This window comes from Dolichospermum sp. UHCC 0259, from assembly GCF_009711935.1.
Lineage (GTDB): Bacteria > Cyanobacteriota > Cyanobacteriia > Cyanobacteriales > Nostocaceae > Dolichospermum.
In genome coordinates, this window is the sequence record NZ_VIKX01000103.1 from 4,237 (window position 1) to 27,965 (window position 23,729).

Consider the following 23,729-nt stretch of genomic DNA (forward strand, 5'->3'; position numbering starts at 1 on the left):
AGAACCAGAAATTACCCGTTTTCCGTCTGCTGTTACTGCTACTGCGTATACTGAATCACTATGACCTGAGAGGGTGAACACTTCCTTCCCTGTCTCTAAATTCCACACCTTCACAGTTTCGTCCCAAGAACCAGAAATTACCCGTTTTCCGTCTGCTGTTACTGCTACTGCGTATACTGAACCACTATGACCTGAGAGGGTGAACAGTTCCTCCCCTGTCTCTAAATTCCACACCTTCACAGTTTCGTCATAAGAACCAGAAATCACCCGTTTTCCGTCTGCTGTTACTGCTACTGCTCGTACATAACCACTATGACCTGAGAGGGTGAACAGTTCCTCTCCTGTCTCTAAATTCCACACCTTCACAGTTTCGTCCCAAGAACCAGAAATCACCCGTTTTCCGTCTGCTGTCACTGCTACTGCTTCTACCTCACGACTATGACGTGAGAGGGTGCGGAGTAACCTTCCTCCTGCTTGGGTGAGACTAGGGGTGAGGGGACGCAACCAAGGGTGAGGGTGAGTTTTTTGTGCTTGGGTTAATAGGGTTTGAATTGCTGGGGTGTTGATGGTTTGTAACCTTCCCCATAATTGACTTACTAATTGTTGTTTGTCCTGGGTGAGAATATGTGCAGACAGTCGCAAAGCACTTTGAATATATTTTAAGGTTTTGCTTTGGTCTGGGTGGGTTGCGGTTTGGGTATCATCTAATAAATCATAATCTTCAATTAATGCTTGGACACCAAATTCAGGATGATTGATTTTGTCAGATATGAATTGATAATCTGTGAGGGTTTGGAAATATTTGGTTAAATTTTCAGGTTTACCAGAATTAACCAAACTATAAGGATATCTACCCAAACGAATTTTTTGTTTCTGGGATTTTTTGGTAGAGGATTGTTTATCAATTTGTTTCATTTTCATCCTCAACTCTTTCCAAATAAGCAACAATCCGCTGATTTACGTCCTCAAATAACTTGCGAGTCCTTTTAACTTCTCTTTTTGCTGTCAAGAAATCTAAAAAACTGGCATGATAGATGCTGTAACAGGTATCTTCATATATGGTTTGCGGTCTTAAATATTCAATCCAATCATTTAAAATTTTCTCGACATCAATATTCTTATCTTGCACTATATCCTCTATATCTTCACAGGATATTGGTTGACCAATTTCTACTAAAATCAACAGGATAATGATCTTCATTTTTTGAGCATCATCATCCATTCTCATCCGTTCCCAATGAGTTTGATAATAATCCTTTAAACCTTGGGGTAATTGGGTTAACTTCAAATCATTATATTTACCTTCTGCTATTGCTGGTAAAACATAGCGCAAGTACATAAAATTATTTTCGCTCTTGGTTGCTAATTCATTTACAAAAGCGTCGGGAGTGATATTTTTGTTTTCTATCCAATTTTGTAATCTGTCTTTATGTTCTGGATCATTTTTTAAACAGAAGCGAATATACTCTTGAATATCATGCTGATTTTCTTGGTTATATTTATCATCAGTTAAATCTAAAGATTCTTTTTTCACTTCAGTCAGGAGTCGTTCTTTATCATAAGGTCTTCTTGTCAGGAAGAAATAAACATTATCTGGTAAAGTTTTCGGTAAATATAAAATATTTTCGCCTCCTGCTTCTTGGTTGACTTCATCCAGTGCATCAACGACAATGATTAATTTTTTATTGGTGCTGAGTTTTGCAGTCGCTTCGGTGAGTAATGTTGATAAATCCGCAGTTTCAACATTTTCTAATTGATAGCGGTTAATCAGTTGTTTACGAATGCTTTCCAGAAATAATTCAGGACTATTACGATTTTCTTGTAAGTTGTTGAAATAACAAATTGTTTTATGTTCAAAAACGTATTTTGCAGCGATGGTACTTTTACCCATTCCTGCATCACCGATAACTGTAAAATAGCCTTTTTTATTGGTGTTGATGAAGTTTGCAAAGGCAGTAAATACGAATTTACGACCGCAGAATGATTGGATTTTTTCCTCAATTAGTGATTGAAATTCTGGTGGATAGGGATATGAAATTGTCTGCTTGTCTTGAGGAGCAATTAATTTGTTTAATATTTCTTTGATTTCCTTTGTATCTTTCCCTATTTCCTCAATTTTTTGATGCCCAAGTATCTCTAATGGCTTACCACTTAGTTTTACTAAATCTATAAAAATATTTTTAAATTCTTCTAACTCTTGATCTAAATCAATATTTAATTCTTTTATTTTCTCTCCTAAAGTATTCCAACCTAATTCTTTTTCTTTGTCTGTCCATTCAAAAATCTCATTTAAGGAAGTTTTAAATATTTGATTATCTTTTTTATAAAAACTCTTGTCAAAAGCTTTTTTAATTACATCTTTTAGAAAAAGTTCTGCTAGTATGTCTGAGTCATTCCATTGATCTTCAGTTTTAGATTGGTCATATTTAATCACAGCACAAGCATAAATAATATCAAAATCCTGTGGTGGATGTTCTGTTTGATCAAAGTTAAAATCCTGCAACATTTTGATAATAGCAGGATTGCTTCTAATCTTCTTAACAGCAATAGGAGCAGCAGCACCAAAAATACGAGTAATTGCGATCGCAAAAGGTTGACTAGGGTTAAAGTTCATACTATTTCTTTATCTATATTCAATTAGGCATGATTATACTTTATACAGAGAGTATCATACTGTAAACATTCCCCTTTATTTTTAAACATTTATTAAGTATTTACCCAGATGCTTTATGAAAAATTGGTAAGGGTTTAGCAATGCTAAACCCCTACGACAACACAATATTTTTTATCTCGTATATCTCGTTTCCAGTTAGAGACCTGGGAATGAATATAAGATAAGACTCTGGCTTCAATGAGATAAGATGGATGCAGAGCCTCATCAACTGCATTCCTAGTCAGAGGCTAGGAAGGAGATGAAGATTTATTATTTTCAGTTATTATTTGGTATATCCCCTACCAAATTATGTGTTCCCCGCACTGTTATGGAAAACCAACTAGGATTTTTGTTAAAGTTGCTATTATTTTCGACTTTGCTTTCGGTATTAATTAAATATGCTTGTCCGTTTTTAGGGATTCCAGCAACGGTGACAAATGTGCTGATTATGATTTTATCACCGACTATAATTGTGGCCACTGTTCTACTGTGGCGAATACCAAGACAAAAGCAAAATTAACAAAAAAGTATAGTCAGTGTTGCTAAAATCAGCTAACCTAACTGCATTGTCATCAAAAAGCATTTTACCAAGCTGGGAGTCTTGCGTGTGAATCTTGGTCAATGGATAGGCTTAATTGCCTTAGTTATATCTTTATATATATTGTGGCAACTTCGTGATGTTTTGCTACTAATATTTGCAGCGGTTGTTTTAGCGACAACTTTAAATCGTCTTGCCCGACGCTTTCAAAGTTTAGGAATCAAACGAGGATTATCAGTTTTATTAGCGGTAGGAATTTTCTTTGCAGGTGTTGTTTGTTTTTTCTGGTTAATTGTACCACCTTTTATCCACCAATTTCATGAACTCACTTATCGAGTTCCCCAGGGATTTGGGCGTTTTAATAGTTGGATTGATGTCCAAAGAACTCATATTCCTGAACAATTATTACCTTATATACCGGATCTGAATAGTTTAATTGAACAAGCCCAACCACTATTTAATCGCCTATTAGGTAATTCTTTTGCTTTTGTTTCTGGATCGTTAGAAGTTGTTCTCAAAATTTTATTAGTCCTGGTCTTAACAGGAATGTTTTTGGTTAATCCTGATGCTTATCAAAAAGTATTTGTTCGTATATTTCCCTCTTTTTATCGGCGGCGGGTGGCGGGAATTTTAGAACAGTGCGAAGTTTCTTTAGAGGGATGGGTGACTGGCGCTTCTATTGGTGTTTTTGTCGTTGGGTTGATGAGTTTGGTGGGGTTATCAATTTTGGGTGTAAAAGCTGCGCTGGCTTTGGGTGTGTTGGCGGGATTTATGAATTTAATTCCTAATTTGGGTCCGACTATGAGTGTAGTTCCAGCAATGGCGATCGCTCTTTTGGATAATCCCTGGAAATCCCTAGCTGTTTTCGTTCTTTACTTTGTTATTCAACAGGCTGAGAGCAATTTCATTACACCTGTAGTCATGGCGCAGCAAGTATCTTTACTACCAGCCGTGACGTTAATTTCTCAGTTATTTTTTGTGACCTTTTTTGGATTTTTAGGATTATTTTTAGCACTTCCGCTGACGGTTGTTGCCAAAATTTGGGTACAAGAAGTTTTAATTAAAGATGTGTTAGATAATTGGCATAATGATCAAGAAGATCATACAGAATTAGTGATCTTTGAGGAATATTCCGATATCAATGATCAGGTGTAAAAGTTGAGACTCCTGACTGGGCGCAGACCCTGCGCCCCTACTTAGGTGAATCTTGCTGTATCAACCAAAACCAGGAATTAATCGCTTTAAGGCGCGACCAACAACATCACCATAGCGCAATTCTCCACAGAGGATTTTACCCATGATTTGGGCGCCAGAGGGGCTTTTAACGCCAACTTTGTAGCCAATACCGGGTAAGCGGTAAAATGTTGCGGCTAATTTTTGCGCCCAAGCCATATCATTTCCCCATTGTTCGTTAATGGCATTGGTATAGTTTTCTAGAGCGTTAATATCACCATTTAAAGCATCGTGAATAAATCCTGCGGCCAGAACGGCGCTAAAAATCGAGGGACGAATACCTTCTGCGGTAAAGGGGTCAATTACACAAGCTGCTTCTCCAGCTAAAACTGCATTTTGGGTATGGAGTTTTTGGTTTCCATCCCACAAACAGATAGGATGACCGTACTGTTTGCTATTTTTAACATCTAGATTGAAGGATTGAGCGTACTCATCCAAAATTTTCTTAAAGTCTTGAGGAGCGCGACCAATAAGTGTAGCAACACCAATTGAATGACCATCATCTTTGGGGAAATTCCAAGCATAGCCATTTTTAACTAAACCAAACTCAAAGTGAGCCATATTTTTGTTAGGGACATCGGCTATGACTTCGGCTTCTAATGCTCCACATAGATAGCGTTTACGGTCTTTAAAACCTAGCCATTTAGCCATTTGACCTTTTGCACCGTCGGCGGCGATAAGATAACGGCCAGTGACTATCCCTGTGCTGGTGGTAACTTGCCAAGAATCGGTTTTAAATTCAATTCCTTTAACTTCTGTTTTGTCTTGTAGTTCAGCCCCTTGATTTTGAGCTTGCTGGACTAAGAATTGATCAAAGATTTCTCTCCGCACCATCCAGATTGGTTCTTTTGTGCCGATTTTAGCTTCTACAACATCACCTAATTTCCAGGTAAAGCGCGAAGTATCTACTTTGGCGGAGATGGCAGGACTAAAGTCAAAGTCGAACCATTGAGCTATGCTAGATGATACACCACCGCCACAGGGCTTATATCTGGGTAGGGATTCTTTTTCTATGATTAATACTGAGCGCCCTTTTTTGGCTAGATGATATGCTGCTGTTCCCCCGGCAGGACCTGCGCCAACGATAATGCAGTCGTACATAATGGCTAATCTTTCGCGCTCTATCTTAACTTAGTTGATTTTTCAGTATATATTAGGAGGTTATGATTTTTTTTATCAATTTTTATGTAAATGGAGTTGGTGATTGGGAAAAGAAATTATTTTTCTCTAATTTCCCAGTCCCCAATCCCCAGTCCCTTGAAGTTACACAGTGGTGATCTCTTTTTCCTTTTCTGCAAATAAGTGGTCTATCTTTTCTGTGTGCTTGTTGGTCAGTTTTTGGAGTTTGTCTTGCTGATCTCGTGATTCATCTTCGGAGATTTCCGCACTTTTTTCCTGTTTGCGAATGGACTCGATCGCATCTCGCCGGATATTGCGAATTGCTACACGACCTTCTTCAGCATACTTGGCCGCAAGTTTGACAAATTCTTTGCGGCGATCGCTTGTTAGTGGGGGAATATTCAACCGAATCACCACACCGTCGTTGCTGGGAGTTAAGCCCACGTCCGACAGAGAGATAGCTTTTTCAATGATATTTAAGCTGCCCTTATCGTAGGGCTGAATCAGGATAGTTGAAGAGTCTGGCGTGCTAATGTTGGCCAGAGCCTTCAAAGATGTTGGTGTACCGTAATACTCCACTTGGACCTTATCTAATAAACTCGCATTGGCGCGACCGGTACGAATTGTATTAAAAGCCCGTTGAGTAGACTCAACGGTTTTTTGCATCGTACTCTCAGCTTCAGCTAATTTCACAAGAACCTCCCACAAGAGTGCCAATAGATTCTCCCATGACTGCCCGGTGGATGTTACCTCGCACCGTCAGGTCAAATACTAGAATGGGGAGATTATTTTCTTTACATAGAGCAATTGCGGTACTATCCATAACTCGCAAATCTTTAGCCAAAACGTGGGCGTAGGTAAGGGTGGTAAAACGCTTGGCATCAGGATAAAGTTTGGGGTCAGCATCGTAAATGCCGTCTACTTTAGTAGCTTTGAAAATCACTTCTGCTTCAATTTCTGCCGCTCTTAAGGCCGCAGTGGTATCTGTAGTAAAGAAGGGATTCCCTGAACCTGCGCCAAAAATTACCACCCGTCCTTTTTCAAGATGACGGATGGCACGACGGCGAATATATGGTTCTGCTAGTTCTTGCATGGCGATCGCTGTTTGCACCCTTGTTTGAATTCCCATCCGTTCTAGAGAATCTTGCAGGGTCATGGCATTCATTACTGTGGCAATCATCCCGATATAGTCAGCCGTTGCCCGATCCATACCTGCTGATGCTGCTTTAATGCCTCGAAAAATATTGCCACCACCAACCACGATGGCCACCTGCACACCGCTGGCTATCACCTCTCCTATTTCCTTGGCTATTTCCTCGACCACTTCTGGATCAATGCCATAGCCTAAGTTGCCCATTAAGGCTTCACCGCTCAGTTTAAGTAAAACCCGTCGGTAATTCGTTCCCATGAAGTTCCGCTTTATCAAAAAAGTTGCAATTGCCTCCAACCTAAGATAACAGCACAGTGACTATCTGTGTCTAGTTAGGTTGTCCGCCATTTGCATAAAGTTCCAATTTGTTCGGTTTGGGCTGGCTGTATTTGCTGATTTTGCCATAAACAAACGATCGCATTTCTTAAATAATCTACTCCCTGGGCTGATGCTGCTTGCGGGTGATCATCTATTTGTCCTTTATAACGAACAATCCCACGGCTATCTATTAAAAAAGCTGTAGGTGTCCTAATTACACCAAAGCTGCGGCTGACATCTTGCGCTGAGTCCCATATATATGGGAAATTTAGCTGATGACGCTCGGCAAAAGCTTTCATCTGCTCAAAATTATCACTATCAGGGTCTTCACTACTACAACCATTTAAACCAATGAGTGTGAAACCGCTATCCGCAAATTCCGTTTGAATTTTTTTGAGTCTATCTATGTACATTTCCACATAGTCGCATTGGTTAGATAAAGAAACAACACAAACCAAGCGAAAATTTTCTAGATATTGACTTAAGTGGTGTACTTTTTTGTCAATTCCGGGTAGTTCAAAATCTGGGGCATAACTCCCAACTGGAGTATCATTTACTTCTATTATATTCATTGTATTACAACTGCTATAAACATACTACATTAAAGAAATGTTGTATATACAGCAGAATTTAGGAGTCAGGAGTCAGGAGTCAAACTGGATTACGTCTGCCTTTGAATTTAGATCCTGTACCGTTCGGCTGACGCTCACGGAAGCCTCATTAATCCGCAATCTGCTGCAACATCTCTAAAAGGACGCTTGAATTTTCCTTGTAAGTTTTAGTTACAAGAAAACTACCATAATTTCCTTAGTATAACTACGATATTTAAGTAATTTAACTTAGCTGATGGCAAAATTTACAGAACCTTTTTAAAAGGTAATAATTTTTATTCAAAGCTTTAAAATTAAATTAACAAAAAACTGCATTTATCATGACAGATTCTCCAAAAACTTGGACTTGGCAAAATTTCCCCATTTGTTACCAAACTCAGGGAACTACTGGCCCCGCTGTGATTTTCATTCATGGTTTTGGTGCATCATGGTTGCATTGGCGCAAAAATATTCCAGCTTTAGCTGCAAATTGCCGAGTTTATGCAATTGATTTAATTGGTTTTGGGGGGTCAGCTAAACCCAAACCAGGGGAAATTACCTATACCCTAGAAACTTGGGGACAACAAGTAGCAGATTTTTGTCAGGAAGTGGTGGGTGAACCTGCATTTTTAGTAGGTAATTCTATTGGTTGTATTGTCGCTATGCAAGCTGCAGTAATTAACCCGGACATGGCATTGGGAACTGCTTTGCTTAACTGTTCTTTGCGGTTATTACATGACCGTAAACGCGATACCTTACCTTGGCTAAAGCGGTTCGGCACACCAATTCTACAAAACTTCTTGGCGATTCAACCAGTAGGTAATTTTTTCTTTAATCGTCTAGCTCAACCACAAACAGTTAAAAAAATTCTTTTACAAGCCTATGCTAATGCAGAAACAGTCACAGATGAGTTAGTAGATATTTTGATGACACCAGCAAAAGATCCCGGTGCAGCGGCTGTATTCTTGGCTTTTACTGCTTATTCTAGTGGACCTTTACCAGAAGACTTATTACCCATATTATCTTGTCCAGTAATTATTTTATGGGGAACGGCTGACCCTTGGGAACCCATTAATTTAGGTAAAGAGTTAGCCAATTTTCCCCAAGTCCAAAAGTTTATTTCTTTAGAAGGAGTAGGGCATTGTCCTCAAGATGAAGCACCTGAATTAGTAAATCCAATTTTACTTGATTGGATTAGTGAACTACTAGTTGAAAAAAACGAGTAAGTAGGTAAACATAATAAAACCAATATATGTTTAGTTTTGTGAAACCCGTAAAACAACCTATTTGTAAGGCATTCATTGAATTTACATTTCGTCACATACCTTTAAATTTTTCGGTTTACCTACTTAAATTCAGAGAAACTAAATTCATCTTAGGACATTCCTGAATTAGCTAATTTACCACCATCGGCGGCGGGGACCACCCCAGCCCCAACCCCTGCGACCACGACCACCGCCCCAGCGACTATGACCACCAGAAATAAGTTGCTGGTCTTCAGTTGATAATTCCTCAAGCAAATCTAATTTGATGTTTTGAATTTTAACAGACATAATTTTTTGGCTCCATTAGTTGATAAATATTATTGACCTACATCTTTTTATAAACTTTATTTTAATAATTTTAATGATTCCAGGGTTATAAATATTAATTTATAATTTCTATCTTTTGATTCCTATAAATAAATTTATTTTTTTTTACAAAAGATAGACAAAAATAATGTAATACTGTGTAATTTACAATTTAAAAGTCTCAAGGTCTCATAAGAAAAAGGATGGAGGAGAAAGTTAGGTACAAGTTATTAGCTATTCGTCGTAAATGTCAAGCTTTACGAGAAAAATATAGGCTAAGATACTTATGAAAATTTCTCCTCATCCGATCACCACTAGGTAGAAAAACTCAGACTATCAAAGTTAGCTCAGGCTGAGATTTTGCCTATGAGAGTATTAATTACGGTAATTTCCTCCATTAAGTAGGTAAACAGAAAAATTTCACGTTATTCTGATTGAGTTTCAGCCATTTTACAAAACGCAATACCCCTCATTTTTATTTTGTTCACCTACTTATCAGAATAACTCTCGCCCTTGTCATAGGGTTTAGGTTCATCATATTTTTGATAGTCTCCGCCACATTTTTGTTTTTTTGGTTTCATGCAAGGGGGAGGGGGACACTGGCAACATCCCCCAGATAAAAGCTCTTGTTCTTCTGCGGATAGTTCTACAAGTAAATCAAAGTTGATATTCTGATTAAACATGATTATTAGCCTCCGTTAGTTAATAGGATAGATATGATTCAGTCCTAATCTTTTTATAAGCTTTATTTGAATATTTTTAATGATGCCTTAGTTAGACATTAATAATCATAATTTCTATCTTTTGATTTATATATTAATTTTTAATGATTGAAAGTATAAATATATTCAAAATCATCACAGTATTTATAAATAAATATTTAATATTTCTCTGTACAAGAAACTCCCTCAAAAATAATTAATTTTGAAGGAGCTTATATATTTATTAAACCCTACTTAATAATTGCAGAGTTGATCAGATTACCTGTATGATTCTTCATCACTTCTATTTTCATTATCACCACGACCTCTATCTCTATCTCTATCATCAGATTTCGGACAGACCCAATAGTATTTCTTGTAACATCTTTTCCTTCCTCCAGATAAAAATTCCTGTTCTTCTGTGGATAATTCGACAAGTAAATTAGATGTAGTCATTTGAGTAGACATAATATTCTCAAGAATAGGCGATCGCTTCGCTCCCCGCAAACATCGCCTATTAATTTAGATAAAACCAATTTGCAGCAATACTTCTGGATACCTCAAAGGATGTTTAACCACAAAGGGAGCAAAAGATATTTCTTCCAATAAGATAAAACTAGATATATTATCTAAGTTTATACCTATGACTTTATCCTTAATGTAACATATTTAATGAAACTGTAGAAGCCATTTCTAACCCTGTTAGTTATGTTGGTGTTATCGGTAAAGGATTGCCACTAAAATTTAGACATGGTAAGTTTATCCAAAAATAAATTATTTAATTGAGAAGCTTAGTTAAGAAATTACTCAATCTATCGCCACTGGAAATAATTGTTAGTAACCCAAATGTGAAAGAAAAAGCCATAGTAATTTGGGATAGTTTATATTTGCTAGTTTGTGAGGTAGAATCACCTGAAGCAAGTTTTAAATCATTTTTACCTTCAGTTTCCAGATCGGTTTGTTGGAAGAATAATTTACCTTCACTGAATAAACCTAACATGGGAAATATTTGCCCACCAACGACAGATTCTTGTTCTGTATCGGAAAGATATCTAAATAATTGAGTAGTTTTCGGCATATTATTACTCCTTAGATAAGGAACTTATTTACGTTGAGTGATAGAGAAATAAAAACTTTAAAAATATTTATTTATACAGTTAAAAACTGTAAATGCTCTCCAGGTTTTGATAAAAATGTCTCAGGAGTTCCTTGTATTTTTACTTGACCTTTTTCGATGAGAACAATCCAATCAGCGCGGTTGATAACGCTGGGACGATGGGTAATTAAAATTGTGGTTTTACCTCTGCGATGTTCTAAAAGCCGATCTAGAACATGAGCTTCACTCATGGGGTCTAGTCCAGCGGTAGCTTCATCTAAGATGAGTATAGGTGGATTTGTGAGGATTCCGCGAGCGATCGCTAATCTTTGTCTTTGTCCCCCAGAAAGATTTGCGCCAAACTCCCCTAATACGGTTTGATATTTACTCGGTAATTGACTAATAAAACCATCCGCATCAGCAATATCACAAGCCTGAACTATATCTTCAAAAGCAATATTAGGTGTACCCAAACGGAAATTTTCTAAAATAGAACGACTCCAAAAATGAGGTTCTTGGGGAACATAAACTACTTGTTGTCGGTAACAATCCAAAGCAATATCTTGAATATTAAAAAAGCCGATGCGAATATTACCAGAATCTGGGACATATAAACCAGCTAATAATTTAGCTAAAGTGCTTTTACCACAGCCAGATTTACCAATCAAAGCAATATTTTTCCCTCCAGGAATTTGCAAAGAAAAATCATCTAACAAGTCAACTCTACCTGCATGATGAAACTGAAGATGGGAACAATTAATATCTGCCACACTAGAAATTTGTGCAGTTGGCTTTTGACTTCCTCCTACCACTTCTGGTGTGGCATCAATAACTTCCAATAATCGAGAAACTGCTGTTTGGGAACGAAAATATTCATCAACAAAGCCAACTAATGAGTTAATCAAAGCTAAAACATTAACTTGTAAGGCATTAAAAGCTAACATTTGTCCAATACTTAAATTGCCTTTAATTACTAACATACTCCCCATTCCTAACAAGATCACACCACCAATTGTAGATATGATTTTAGCAACAGTCCCATTGATAATTGCTATTTGCACTGTGCTAAAAGCAAGATTGGCTAAACGACCAAACCGACTTTGAAATTCATCCCAAAATTGAGGGGCAGCATTTGTAGTTTTGATGACCTGTGCGCCTTTAAATGTTTCTACTAAAACACCTTGATTTTCTGCTCCTAAGACCAAGAGACTTCGGGTTTTTTGTTGCAGAATAGGTAAAAAAGGTAAAGTAGATACAGTCATTACAGCAGCAACTAATAAAACGGCTATTGTCAATTGCCAACTATAAAATAACATTAAACAAAAAGATATTAAAGCAATAAAAAATTGACTAGGTAAAACAATCACAATCTGTGATACTAATTGGTTAATTTCCCCAATATCTCGCAGTCGGCTAGTAATTTCCCCACTTCGACGCGATTCATAATAATTTAAGGGTAATTGGAGAAGTTTACGACCAAATTCTAAAACTAAACCTAGTTGTAATTTTTGTCCAAAATGAGAAATCATTAAGGCTTGAAATACTTGTAAACCTCCACCAAATAAACTCATAACAACAACAGCGGAAATTACAACAGTGAGTAATTGCACATCTCCACGCACGAGAACATCATCTGTTAATAATTGAATTAAAACAGGAGTTCCTAGAGCTAGTAAACCCAGGACAATATTGATCATTAAAACCTGAGTTAGCAACCCACGATAGGGTAAAAGCCGGCGAAAAAACCGTGTGATACCACCTTTTGATTGTTCTTGGGGTTGTTCAAAAAAGCAGTCTGGATCTGGCTCTAATAAGAGCATTACCCCATTCCAACCATTGGTTAATTCGTCTTTTGTCAGATAACGAAGTCCAACAGCCGGATCAGCAATAACGTATTTTTTTCCTTTTTTACCATATAAAACTACCCAATGATAGCCTTGCCAATGGATAATTGCAGGTAATGTAATTTCTGTAATTCTGTCTACAATTTCTGGAGAAGCTTTGACGGCTCTAGCATTAAAACCAAGATTTTCTGAACCTCTTTTTAACCCTAATAATGTTGTTCCTAATTGTCCAGTACCAACAGCTTCTCGACTTTTAGTCATACTTAAAAAGCGTCCATAGTGTTTGGTAATAGAAACTAAACAAGCTGCTCCACAGTCTTCTTCACTTAACTGCAAAACACAATGATAATTTTGATGAGGTTTAAAGATATTAAACATAATTATTCAGGAAAATTTAGGTTAACACGAGAAAATTCAATTTCGTTTATGAATTGGTAATTAATTTACTTTTTCTCAGAATGAATTGTAGTACAGTTTCTTGACGAGAAATAATATCAGCACGTCCTTCCATCCCAGATTTGAGATAACATACATGATTACCTTTTCCTAAAAATAGACTTTGGGGTTCAATATTGATTTCGTAATTAGCGATTTGGGGTGTGTTGATAATAGAATTATTTTGTGTAGTTGCTAGAATATCAGGAGCAACTGTTTTCACAATTCCTTTGAGAGTTCCATAGTCTGGATAGGGACAAGCTGAAACTTGCATTTGAACTGCTTGACCTGTTTTTACTTTGTCAATATCTTTAGCAGAAACTTGAGCTTTGATGATTAAAGGAGCATCCACAGGAGCAATTTGAGCAAGAGCCTCACTGAGTTGTACAACCTGTCCAGGATTGCGGAGTTTGAGTTGCATTAGTGTCCCATTTGTTGGGGAGCGAATCACACTTTTATTCAACTCATTTTCTAGTTGTTGTAATTCTTGACGAGTGCGAATTTGTTGTTTTTGTAATTCTAAACGTTGTTGAAGTAATAGCTCTCTTTCTTTTTTTAAAGCGGCTAAATTACCTTCACCTTTAGACTTTTCTTGGTTAATTCTTTCCAAAGCTATTGTTACATTTGCATTACTGGGATTAACGGCAATTTTGGCTTTTTGTAAGTTGATTTGGGCTAATTTAACAGCTTGTTCTTTTTCTTCTTGGAGATTTTTAGTAGTAGATTTAGCTTGTTCTAATTTGGCTTGAGCCGATTTAACAGCTTGTTCTTTTTCCTCAATTAAATTGCGAGATATGGCTCCTGATGTAACTATACTTTGCAAGCGATCGCGCTGTAATATAGCCAGCTTTAAACCTGCTTCTGCTTCTTGAACAGTGGCTATTAATACCCTTTCTTTTTGTAATCTTGCTAGTTGCTCTTTTGCTAAATTTATCGCTATTTGAGCTTGCATCATTTCTGTACTAGCTTTAATTTGCTGATCTTTATAGTTGCGTTCAGTTCCAGTTAATTCAGCCTGTGCAGCTATAATAGTGCGGTTATTTAAGTTGATTTGAGCAATTATTTGAGTATTGAGTTGATTAATTTGAGCATCAATTTGAATAAGTTGTAATTGATTCTGCTGGATAGTATTTTGCAGTTGTCTTTTTTGAGATTGCAATTGGGAGTCATCAATATAAGCAATGATTTCTCCTTTTTTTACTGTCTGATCTTCTTTAACGACAATTCTTTTGACAGTTCCCGTCATTGCCGATTCAACTAACCGTAATTCTCCCAATGGTCGGATAGTTGCAGGGACTTTAACTGTGATGTTGTAATAGAGGACAGAAGTAAGACTCACGGCCACTACAAACATACTAATCATTACCCCCCCACCGATATGAATCCATTTACCAATATGGGGAAGAAACTCATTAACTTCTAGTATATGCAAATCCTCTGTAGTTGAGTTATTTAAATGATACGGAGAATTGTTATTTTGACTCTGTAAGGAGTTCACGGTATTACACCTTTGATGAGGACTAAAATAGTCTCACCTAAGATAGAAATTACTACTATAATGCAGGCGAAAAGTAACTATCTTAGGTAAGAAATTGACAGAAATAAAACCAATTAAATTTCTCTATTCACATTGTGAAAATTAATTTGATGATCGGTTATAATTTAGTAAAGGGGGTAGAGATAGTTATGCCCTAGTTGTGGAAACTGTCTTTCTCAAATCTTCGGCGCGGATTAAGCGTGGAGAAAATGGGGGGAGAAGAATCAAACTTTCTCAAAGTCCTCACTTACGTTGAGCAAGTTATTCTCATCTCCTCTAACCCCCTTTTTTGTCTAAAAAAGTTGTTGACTAGCAGTGTAGAGCGGCGAAAATAACTAACCATTAAAAATCTCTAAAAAGCTGGTGTAATTTGCTTTTTTGATGTTTCTGTTATTCATTTTCAATTCCACTCTGCGGTACTATTTGAGTCCTGCTTTAAAATTAGGAAATTTATAGCAATATCTTTGCCAAATGGAAAAACCTTGATTTGTAGGTTGGGTCGTGGAACATTTACGTTCCCAGATCAATAGCATTGAAACCCAACGCACTTGTTGGGTTTTGCTCTGCTCAACCCAACCTACATAGAAATGGACAAAGTATTGTTATAGGCTTATTATCCCTACTTACGCAAGAATTCCTAGACTTCCAGTTGCATTTGCAACTGTAGGAAGAGGTAATGGGGTGGCAATTTCAGGTGTAGGTGCAGCACCACCGCCGTCGCCTGGTAATACGGCTGGGCCTAAAGCTCCAACACCAGCAGGAAGCTCTGCTCCTAAACCTAAGAAATCTTGTCCCGCAGTCAGAATGGTATTAGACTTACCTGCGGAACTAGCACTGCTACCTTGAGGACCGGAGACGCTTGATCCCATTAAGAGCGATCCCTTGTTAGCATAGTTACTAGCAGCTAGTTCAAAGTCAGCCCCACCAGTCACTATTTCTTGTTGTTGATCAGATAAAGCAACAATCAAGTCGGATGAGTCCATTTGATTTAACACAATTATTAGCCTCACTTACGAAATTAGGTGTTTCATCACCTAACAACTCAACTATAAGCATTCTTGCCTAATAATTCATAAACCTACGGGTAGAAAGTAAAGTTTGCAAATTTACCTCTAAAAGTAGAGACAAAATAGGTGGCAATTATTAAAATAGTATTATTAATAAAGATAAATTCTAGTTCAATAAACCTGCAAAATCCTGCATAATATTTATTTTTTGTTTTTCCATAAAACTCTGAATATATATTCGTTAAGGGTTACAACCAACTGAAAATTAAATATCTATATTTTTAGATATCTCTAATTTCATAAACATGATTTAGCTATATTAGGAATTAATTAGTAACCAGAGAGTAACTGATTCAATAAATAGGCACAGGTAGCACTACCTATTGGAACTGTTAAATTATCTATTCCCCAAAACGAAAATGCCTCTAAAATTGTTGCAATTACGGCGACAATTAAAGAAATCATCCAGGTTTGCCAAATATTACCTTGGGTAACAAGTAAAATGGTTACACAAATAAAATAACTGATTAAAGTCACCGTTAAAGAACCTTCCCAGCTTTTTTGACAACCGAAAACTATATATTGATGTTTGCCAAAGCGTTTACCAATTAAAGCAGCTAATCCATCACCCCAAGTCATAGTCATAATTCCTAAAACGCCATATTGAGGTTGTTGTAAATGCCAGAAAACACCTAATAGAATTCCAATACTTACAGCATAAAAAAATGTTCCAAAACTCTGACGGTCAATGTTATTAATACCAGAAAGAATGGGAAATTTATAAGATAATAAGGTAATGATACTCGCAAAAATTGACGCTGTAATTCCCACATAAGCAGGAATATCTAACCACCAAGCGATTAAAATAACATTACCTATGCCAATATGTGCTATTTTACGAATAATTTCCGTTTCGCTATCAGTAAAATGACTAACTACCCAAGCAATGCAGATAATTAATCCTACCCAAGCCGCAGCGGCGGTAATTTGCAGCGACAAGGGAGAAAGGTTTTCTAAGCTGAAGAATATGTTAAACAATGATGTAATAGAGGTATTTTTAACTTTAATTCTACTTTATGGTATTTGGATATGAAAATATTATTGATTTGGCTAATTAAGGGTTATCGTTTATTTATCTCTCCCCTGTTTCCCCCCACTTGTCGCTTTCAACCGACTTGTTCTATGTATGCGATTCAAGCTATTGAACGGTTTGGAGTATTTCGGGGTAGTTGGATGGCTATCATGCGGATTTTACGCTGTCATCCTTTTCATCCAGGCGGTTATGATCCTGTTCCAGAGATGGATAAAAAGTCTTGTTGTGAACATGAAGAGTGAACACGGATTTAAGGGATTACTGGATTACACGGATAAGCTTACGAAAATATTCCGGTAGTTGTATAATACTTTATAGTCATTTAAAATAAATAAAAAAATGCAGCCTTTTAACAGTACATGGATTGGCGTTATACTGGGCTTCATCTTGGTAACAATGCCATCTGTTGCTAAAGCTAATGATCCAGGTCCTTGTTTCATGGTGACATCCTCTGGAAAAAAGATCAGTTTAGGTGAAATGTGCAAGGTTAAACAACCAATAGAAACTGTTTTGCGAATACCAATTAAACGTCGGGCGGCGAAGACTCCGATTATAGATGTTAGATTTAATGGTAATCAGATTTTTGAGATGGTTTTTGATACTGGTGCAAGTGGTATTTTGATCACTCAACAAATGGCAAATGTCCTCAAACTCAAGGCTGGAGAAAAAATCAAAGCTAGTATTGCCGATGGTAGTATAATAGAACTGCAAACGGGGACAATTTCATCCGTAGGTGTTGGTGGTTTGGTTGTGAATAATCCTAAAGTTGCTGTTGCGCCTAAAGCTCAAATTGGTTTACTGGGTCAAGCCTTTTTTGATAACTATGATATCAAGATTTTTGATAAATACATAGAATTGCACCAGCGTTAAAAAAGAGTTAAAAATTAGCAATTAAAATGCGACCTTATTACCAAATTCCCATTATTGAATGTGGTGAACCTTTAGTAAATATTCCTCTAGAATTGTTTGCGGTGGAATCTCCTCACCCGTATCAAAAGTTAGGTGCTAATTATGGTGGACATTCACCTTATTATTTGCGCCAAAGTGTTGTTGAAAATTTGATTCAGGCGCAAAATAATTTACAATTACTACGTCCTAATTGGTATATTCAAATATTTGATGCTTATCGTCCTGTAGCTGTGCAGCAGTTTATGGTAGATTACAGCTTTGGGGAAGCGTTGCGAGAACGGGGTTTGACGGAAAAGGAATTATCATCCCAGCAACGGGAAGATGTATGGAAGGCGGTTTATGAAATTTGGGCTGTACCCAGTTTGGATATGAACACCCCTCCTCCCCACAGTACGGGGGCTGCGGTGGATATTACCCTAGTCAATGATGTTGGGGAAGTTGTGGATATGGGTTCACCTATTGATGAGATGTCCGATCGCTCCCATCCAGAATATTATATTGAGAGTAATCAAAAATATAATAGTAACCGTCAACTCTTACGAGATGTCATGTTAAAAGCTGGATTTCAACGCAATCCTAGAGAATGGTGGCATTTTTCCTTTGGTGATCAAATGTGGGCTTGGTTATATAATCAATCTCATCCTGAAACTCTGATGACAGCACGTTATGGAAGATTAAATTAAGACACATCCAGGAATTTTCAATCTTGTTGTGTTATAATCGTAGACGCTACTAGTGAAGCAAAACTTCATAGTTGATTTTGGAGAGGTGTCCGAGTGGTTGATGGTGACGCACTCGAAATGCGTTTTGGGGAAACTCAACGGGGGTTCAAATCCCCCCCTCTCCGTTGAATTTATCGAACAGAATTCAGGAGTCAGAATTGCTGAATGGATTCTGTACGAGTGACGAATAAATAACTGGGTTTAAGACCACCACTAAATCGTAGATTTTGTGGTGCAACAATCCATTTGCGGATCTCAATTCCCGACTGATTGATTCTGACTCCTGACTCCTGACTCCTGACTCCTTCTTCAAGTTATAACTGCGGCTTTTCTTCCTTTTGTTGCTGAATTTCCGGTGCTGGGTTTTGGTTGGTTTCCACAGTGGGAACTACCACACCCGAAGAATTTTCTGGTGGAGATTCCTGGGTTGGAATCACTACGGGACGAGGTTCTGGTGCTGTGTTTTCTGGAGGTGGAGAAGCTTTTTGGGATTCTTTAGAATCGCGCAGGGTATCCATTAAGGATGGTGAGGGAGTCACAACCGGTGTTGATTTCTTGGTTGTATTTTCGGGAGTTGGAGTGGGTTGAGAGTTATGATTCTCAGGTGCTTTTTTTTGAGAATTGCTAGTAGGAATTGGTTCTGGAGAAACGCGAAGATTTTTAGGTTTTCTCCGCACACGAGGTAAGGGTACAGATTGATTGAATGAGGAATTTTGAATTTTTTGATTTGCAGATGATGGTGATATTTCCACAACAGGTTTAGGTGGAATAGGTTCATAAGTAGATTGTGCAGAAGATGGTTTTGGTGCTGATTGTAAATTAGGTTTTGATAATATCCGCGTCATGCTAAAACCTGCGGTCGCTGCAACCAAAGCAATACTAATGCTAATAATTCCCTTAGATACACCTGTTTTTTTGCCAATGTTGGCGATTTTTGATGGTGTTGACGGGGGATGAAAAGTAGCTTTTTTAGATGAATATTCTGATTTTAAATCCGATAAATTAATAGTAGGGATTGCTTCGGTAGGTAAACTTGGTGATGTGACAGCCAGCCTATTTCCTGGTAAAAGTTGCAGCCATTCTGCTACTGTGGTGGGGCGAAATTTTGGTTCTACAGCCATTCCTCGGCTAACTGCTTGATTAACAGCCGCACTCAGATGAGGTTGTAATTCACGGGGAGAAGGCATTTGTTCTCGATCGCGCAATAATGCAGGTATGGGGACTTGTGCTGTCAAAAGTGCATACAAGGTTGCGGCTAAACCATAAACATCTGTAGCTGCTGTGCGTGGTGCTTGGGTTAAATATTGTTCAATAGGTGCATATCCTTCGCTGACTAAACCTGTATGTGTCTGTTTAGCTCCATTATTAAATTCTCTAGCAATGCCAAAATCAATTAGCACTACTTCCTGAGTTCCTTGACGCAAAATAATATTATCTGGTTTAATGTCTCTGTGTAGCAACCCGTTGTTATGCACTACTTGTAAGGCTGCACCTATTTGGCGGATATAATGAATGGCTGTAGCTTCTGGTAAGGGGATTCCTGGTAAAACAAATGCTGCACCTAAAGTGTCTCCACGAACATATTCCATTACCATGTAAGGTAAACTGTCTTCTTCAAAAAAGTCGCTGACTCGGACAATATGAGGATGAACACAAGCGGCTAATCTCCTGGCTTCATCTTGAAATTGGCGCTGAAACTTGGGAAAATCGGGATGTTGTCGCAACCTTTCATTGATAGTTTTCATCACCACTTCTTGATTTAAATAGTGGTGCATAGCTTTGAAGGTAACACCAAATCCGCCCCGCCCTATTTCCTGGAGGATGGTATATTTTCCATTCTGCAAAATTGTTCCTGCTAACATAGGGTTTTTTCAGTCTTAAATAAGCAGATAATTAATTGGGTTATATCATTCCCATCTATTATGACAAGGGTTTTTGATTCTGCTCAATTATTCTGATATAGCAGGAGTCAGGAGTCAGGAGAAGAAGAAAGAAGAAAGAAGAATAAAATTTCAGTATTGCTAAATTAAAGTATAAAATTCCCAAATTGAACCTTTTAAAATCAAACCTCAGTGCAGCTTTGCGGGAGACTAAAATTTATACCCTTAATCAGCAATACCAGATTTTGTAAGTTCTAACTACCCAATCAATTGTATCAAAATAATTATTAATTATTACTTATTCTCTATGCTGAGGCTAGAATCTGTTAATTTTTATCGGCGTTTACAGCATCAGCACCAATACCCAATTTTACAGGATATTTCTTTTAGGGTATCACCGGGCGATCGCCTAGCCATTGTCGGTACATCCGGTGCTGGGAAAACTTCCTTATTACGCCTCATTAATCGCCTAAATGAACCCACTAGCGGCAAAATTTATCTTCAAAATCAAGAATATCGGCAAATTCCCGTTATCCAACTCCGTCAACAGGTAATGCTTGTCCAGCAAGAATCTAAGTTACTAGGGATGACAGTTGGGGAAGCCTTGGCCTATCCTTTAGTTCTGCGCGGTCTACCAAAGCAAAAGATTCAGGAAAAAGTCAGTTATTGGCAAGAACAACTGCAAATTCCTGAACAATGGTTAGGACGAACCGAGGTGCAACTTGCTGCTGGACAAAGACAGTTAATTGCGATCGCTCGCGCCCTAGTTACCGAACCCCGGATTTTACTCCTAGATGAGCCTACATCAGCCTTAGACACTCCCACATCCACTCACTTAATTGGTATACTCACCCACCTAAATCAACCACCTTCCTCGGCAATTTTGATGGTAAATCGCCAAATAGATTTAGCTCAAGCATTTTGTACTCACCTCTTACATCTTCAACAAGGTCAATTAGTAATCAATCAACCCGCTGCTGACATAGATTGGAATAACTTAGCAACCAGCTTAATCCAAGCCGAAACTCAATCATTAGCAGAATGGACTTAAAGCACTTTCTGATGTTACGAGGTACAGTTTTTTATCACAAAACCCGTAGGGGCGCAGGGCCTGCGCCCTCCATTGTTTTGCGCCCTCCACTGTATTTCATAAAAACGAGAATTGCTGTAACTCATTATCTGTTCCCCCTGTTTCAAGAACTTTGAGTAGTCAGCACAGGAAGTTGATTCGTAAATCTTTCTCTTGGTAACTTTGTTTGTGTTTGCGGAACATTAACATTCAAAATTTCCATGTTAAATCTGTATCCCACATTGCGGATAGTTTGAATTAAACTAGGTTGACGCGGATCAAGTTCCACCTTCTTCCGCAACGATAAAACATGAGTATCAATAGTGCGTGGATTATCAATAGCATCAGGCCAAGCACGACGTAATAATTCCGATCTACTCAGAGGCACTCCTCCAGCTTGTGCCAAAACGTACAATAAACTGAACTCCTGGGGCGTTAAATCAATAAACTCCCCTTGAAACCGCACCCGACGCTGCACTAAATCAATTTGCAAACTACCATAATCTAAATAAGCGGGTGCAGTAGGTGTCCGGTTACGGCGGATAATTGCCTCAACCCTAGCCAAAAATTCTTGCATTCCAAAAGGTTTGCTTAAATAATCATCCGCACCCGCTTTTAATCCCGTCACAATATCAGCTTCATTTGTACGAGCAGATAACATCAGAATCAAAGGCTGCTGTTGACGATGTAACCAGCGGCAAAACTCAACCCCATCACCATCCGATAAATCCGCATCTAGAATGACTAGAGTTGGTTGATGGCTGATAAACACTTCTTTTGCTTGATAAATACTGGCAGCTTGATGAACTCGGTATTCTAGTTGTTGCAAGTGCCAACCCAACAACGACCTCAGATGGGGATTCCCCTCAACAATTTCTATACAAACCGAACCCACAGTGGCAAGACCCCTTAGCGTTGATGAATCTCAAATTAACAATCTCATGGTTAAGGTTTTGTAGTTTTTGTTACTTCAACAGACATATTCTTCACATTTTCCTCAAAAACCTTGCAGAAAATTTATTTTTTACTTTATTTACAGCCACGCTAGTAGCTTTATTAAATTTTTATTACGTTTACATTATATCCATTGGCAACGGCAATAGGTAAATAAAATTACTTTTTTATCACTTGTAGCGTTATGAACTAGAATCAGCAACACAATTTACTTCAAAAATCTATACAATCCTATCACTTTCACTCCTCTTCCTTCATTCTTTTTTTCTTTTCTCCTTCTTTTTATTCTTCCCGATTCCTGACTGGTCACTGAGCGAAGTCGAAGTGCTGACTCCTCATATCATTAAAGTTTATTTTTAGCAATCTGTCCTACTCCTTCAGAGATATGGTAAACTCAATAGAACAATCATTTACCAAAGGGAGTAGCACAAAAATCACACCCGATTATAACCAAAGGTAGAGACAGGCTGTTATTGATCCCGAAAACAGCCAACGGATTCTAAAACTTGATTTTACAGATTTATGCACTCATGGCTAAATTTGTATTCCCCGTAAACAACGTCTAAAAAATTGGATAAAAATCAATTACCCTTTGTAATTACAACATAGATGGCTAAAGTGAAGCTATCAGATCAAACTTTGACAAAAAATCGTAAAAATACCTTACAAAATCACCATATTTCCAATTTTTTGGCGTAGGATCTAATTAAGTTTTTAGCTGCTGGGGGGTCTCACCCAAGGTGAAAATATTAACTTATAAGTTAATACAGAAGAGGGAAGTGATACTTCATTAAGCGTGAATCATTATCTACAATTCTCATTGCAAAGAGATTAATACAGCAGTTATGCTCCAAGACACACAAACCATCCGCTACTACCAAAGACTTACCGACGCCTTCGTCGAATTATGGAATCGCGGTTATCGTATGGATGATATGCGGATGTATTTGGATGGATACCTAGCCGCACTTCGACATAGTAACATTATCGAACCATATTGGATTCATCGCTTAGAAGAGGAAGCCAGCCGTTATTTGCATGATGTATCTAATTTCGTAATGGTTCAACCAGAACCCGAAAAACAACATGGCTACTACTAAAGGTACTATCCGATTTTGCTAACTAGCCCATTACCGCCGATGATCATAGCACGATTTTTGCATTGGTCAATGGGGTATAGGGGACAAATTTTGGGAAATACTGCAATTTACATGGAATCAAACCCCTTCGTTTTACATCACCAAGGGGAATTTTTGTAACTGTTCACACTCCCCCACTAAAAAGGAATTAGGAAGTAACAGGGATAGGAG

General features: G+C 37.7%; 24 protein-coding genes, 1 tRNA gene and 1 pseudogene. 9 read left to right on the forward strand and 17 right to left on the reverse strand.

What is annotated here, in order from left to right:
* The 3 genes and pseudogenes from FJR05_RS27210 to FJR05_RS27905 form a co-directional block, all read right to left on the reverse strand.
* A pseudogene (locus FJR05_RS27210) lies at positions 1-921 on the reverse strand (WD40 repeat domain-containing protein); the annotation flags it as partial.
* A complete protein-coding gene (locus tag FJR05_RS27215) occupies positions 902-2,614 on the reverse strand; it encodes an NACHT domain protein (RefSeq protein WP_254446811.1) in 1,713 nt (570 codons plus the stop codon). The pseudogene FJR05_RS27210 and the gene FJR05_RS27215, both read right to left, overlap by 20 nt.
* A gap of 315 nt (positions 2,615-2,929) precedes the next feature.
* Complete coding sequence (locus FJR05_RS27905; protein ID WP_168643615.1) at positions 2,930-3,133, reverse strand: hypothetical protein; 204 nt, start codon at positions 3,131-3,133, stop codon at positions 2,930-2,932.
* 127 nt (positions 3,134-3,260) lie between these two features.
* Here FJR05_RS27905 and FJR05_RS07955 point away from each other — a divergent pair, with 127 nt between their 5' ends.
* On the forward strand, positions 3,261-4,346 hold the full coding sequence (locus FJR05_RS07955; protein ID WP_168643616.1) for an AI-2E family transporter: 1,086 nt from the start codon (positions 3,261-3,263) through the stop codon (positions 4,344-4,346).
* 60 nt (positions 4,347-4,406) lie between these two features.
* Here FJR05_RS07955 and FJR05_RS07960 read toward each other — a convergent pair whose 3' ends face one another.
* The 4 genes from FJR05_RS07960 to FJR05_RS07975 form a co-directional block, all read right to left on the reverse strand.
* Positions 4,407-5,525 (reverse strand): geranylgeranyl reductase family protein, encoded by a 1,119-nt coding sequence (locus FJR05_RS07960; protein WP_168643617.1) that lies wholly within the window; start codon positions 5,523-5,525, stop codon positions 4,407-4,409.
* A 162-nt stretch (positions 5,526-5,687) separates the two neighbouring features.
* The gene (gene frr / locus FJR05_RS07965) at positions 5,688-6,236 is read right to left on the reverse strand and encodes a ribosome recycling factor (RefSeq protein ID WP_168643618.1); all 549 of its coding nucleotides are present in this window, start codon (positions 6,234-6,236) and stop codon (positions 5,688-5,690) included.
* Positions 6,223-6,951 carry a UMP kinase gene (pyrH, locus tag FJR05_RS07970; RefSeq protein WP_096664392.1) on the reverse strand — a complete coding sequence of 243 codons (729 nt, stop codon included), beginning with the start codon at positions 6,949-6,951 and terminating at the stop codon, positions 6,223-6,225. The genes frr and pyrH overlap by 14 nt, the downstream gene beginning before the upstream one ends.
* A gap of 74 nt (positions 6,952-7,025) precedes the next feature.
* A complete protein-coding gene (locus FJR05_RS07975; RefSeq protein WP_168643619.1) occupies positions 7,026-7,583 on the reverse strand; it encodes a thioredoxin family protein in 558 nt (185 codons plus the stop codon).
* 37 nt (positions 7,584-7,620) lie between these two features.
* Here FJR05_RS07975 and FJR05_RS07980 point away from each other — a divergent pair, with 37 nt between their 5' ends.
* A complete protein-coding gene (locus tag FJR05_RS07980; RefSeq protein ID WP_168643620.1) occupies positions 7,621-7,761 on the forward strand; it encodes a hypothetical protein in 141 nt (46 codons plus the stop codon).
* 181 nt (positions 7,762-7,942) lie between these two features.
* Positions 7,943-8,827 carry an alpha/beta fold hydrolase gene (locus FJR05_RS07985; protein WP_168643621.1) on the forward strand — a complete coding sequence of 295 codons (885 nt, stop codon included), beginning with the start codon at positions 7,943-7,945 and terminating at the stop codon, positions 8,825-8,827.
* Between the two features lie 174 nt (positions 8,828-9,001).
* Here FJR05_RS07985 and FJR05_RS07990 read toward each other — a convergent pair whose 3' ends face one another.
* From FJR05_RS07990 to FJR05_RS08025, 8 genes are all read right to left on the reverse strand, one after another.
* A complete protein-coding gene (locus FJR05_RS07990) occupies positions 9,002-9,154 on the reverse strand; it encodes a hypothetical protein (protein WP_168643622.1) in 153 nt (50 codons plus the stop codon).
* Between the two features lie 506 nt (positions 9,155-9,660).
* Positions 9,661-9,855, reverse strand: coding sequence for a hypothetical protein (locus tag FJR05_RS07995; protein ID WP_168643623.1), 195 nt, complete (start codon positions 9,853-9,855; stop codon positions 9,661-9,663).
* 297 nt (positions 9,856-10,152) lie between these two features.
* Complete coding sequence (locus FJR05_RS08000) at positions 10,153-10,341, reverse strand: hypothetical protein (RefSeq protein ID WP_168643624.1); 189 nt, start codon at positions 10,339-10,341, stop codon at positions 10,153-10,155.
* Between the two features lie 310 nt (positions 10,342-10,651).
* The gene (locus FJR05_RS08005; protein WP_168643625.1) at positions 10,652-10,951 is read right to left on the reverse strand and encodes a hypothetical protein; all 300 of its coding nucleotides are present in this window, start codon (positions 10,949-10,951) and stop codon (positions 10,652-10,654) included.
* 71 nt (positions 10,952-11,022) lie between these two features.
* The gene (locus FJR05_RS08010; protein ID WP_168643626.1) at positions 11,023-13,191 is read right to left on the reverse strand and encodes a peptidase domain-containing ABC transporter; all 2,169 of its coding nucleotides are present in this window, start codon (positions 13,189-13,191) and stop codon (positions 11,023-11,025) included.
* Between the two features lie 46 nt (positions 13,192-13,237).
* Positions 13,238-14,746 carry an HlyD family efflux transporter periplasmic adaptor subunit gene (locus tag FJR05_RS08015; RefSeq protein WP_168643627.1) on the reverse strand — a complete coding sequence of 503 codons (1,509 nt, stop codon included), beginning with the start codon at positions 14,744-14,746 and terminating at the stop codon, positions 13,238-13,240.
* Between the two features lie 662 nt (positions 14,747-15,408).
* A complete protein-coding gene (locus tag FJR05_RS08020) occupies positions 15,409-15,780 on the reverse strand; it encodes a CTB family bacteriocin (protein ID WP_168643628.1) in 372 nt (123 codons plus the stop codon).
* A gap of 342 nt (positions 15,781-16,122) precedes the next feature.
* Complete coding sequence (locus tag FJR05_RS08025; RefSeq protein WP_168643629.1) at positions 16,123-16,830, reverse strand: diacylglycerol/polyprenol kinase family protein; 708 nt, start codon at positions 16,828-16,830, stop codon at positions 16,123-16,125.
* A gap of 51 nt (positions 16,831-16,881) precedes the next feature.
* Here FJR05_RS08025 and yidD point away from each other — a divergent pair, with 51 nt between their 5' ends.
* From yidD to FJR05_RS08045, 4 genes are all read left to right on the forward strand, one after another.
* Positions 16,882-17,127 (forward strand): membrane protein insertion efficiency factor YidD, encoded by a 246-nt coding sequence (yidD, locus tag FJR05_RS08030; RefSeq protein WP_168643630.1) that lies wholly within the window; start codon positions 16,882-16,884, stop codon positions 17,125-17,127.
* Positions 17,128-17,224: 97 nt separating this feature from the next.
* Positions 17,225-17,755 carry a TIGR02281 family clan AA aspartic protease gene (locus tag FJR05_RS08035; RefSeq protein WP_168643631.1) on the forward strand — a complete coding sequence of 177 codons (531 nt, stop codon included), beginning with the start codon at positions 17,225-17,227 and terminating at the stop codon, positions 17,753-17,755.
* A 26-nt stretch (positions 17,756-17,781) separates the two neighbouring features.
* Positions 17,782-18,477, forward strand: coding sequence for a M15 family metallopeptidase (locus FJR05_RS08040; RefSeq protein WP_168643632.1), 696 nt, complete (start codon positions 17,782-17,784; stop codon positions 18,475-18,477).
* Positions 18,478-18,556: 79 nt separating this feature from the next.
* Positions 18,557-18,641, forward strand: a tRNA-Ser gene (locus FJR05_RS08045).
* 189 nt (positions 18,642-18,830) lie between these two features.
* Here FJR05_RS08045 and FJR05_RS08050 read toward each other — a convergent pair.
* A complete protein-coding gene (locus tag FJR05_RS08050) occupies positions 18,831-20,378 on the reverse strand; it encodes a protein kinase (protein WP_168643633.1) in 1,548 nt (515 codons plus the stop codon).
* 325 nt (positions 20,379-20,703) lie between these two features.
* Here FJR05_RS08050 and FJR05_RS08055 point away from each other — a divergent pair, with 325 nt between their 5' ends.
* A complete protein-coding gene (locus FJR05_RS08055) occupies positions 20,704-21,447 on the forward strand; it encodes an ATP-binding cassette domain-containing protein (protein WP_168643634.1) in 744 nt (247 codons plus the stop codon).
* Between the two features lie 142 nt (positions 21,448-21,589).
* Here FJR05_RS08055 and FJR05_RS08060 read toward each other — a convergent pair whose 3' ends face one another.
* Complete coding sequence (locus FJR05_RS08060) at positions 21,590-22,360, reverse strand: response regulator transcription factor (RefSeq protein ID WP_168643635.1); 771 nt, start codon at positions 22,358-22,360, stop codon at positions 21,590-21,592.
* 904 nt (positions 22,361-23,264) lie between these two features.
* On the opposite strand from FJR05_RS08060, the gene FJR05_RS08065 reads away from it, so the two are divergent.
* Entirely contained in the window at positions 23,265-23,519 is a 255-nt protein-coding gene (locus FJR05_RS08065) for a DUF6761 family protein (protein WP_168643636.1), read from the forward strand.
* Positions 23,520-23,729: the final 210 nt, after the last annotated feature.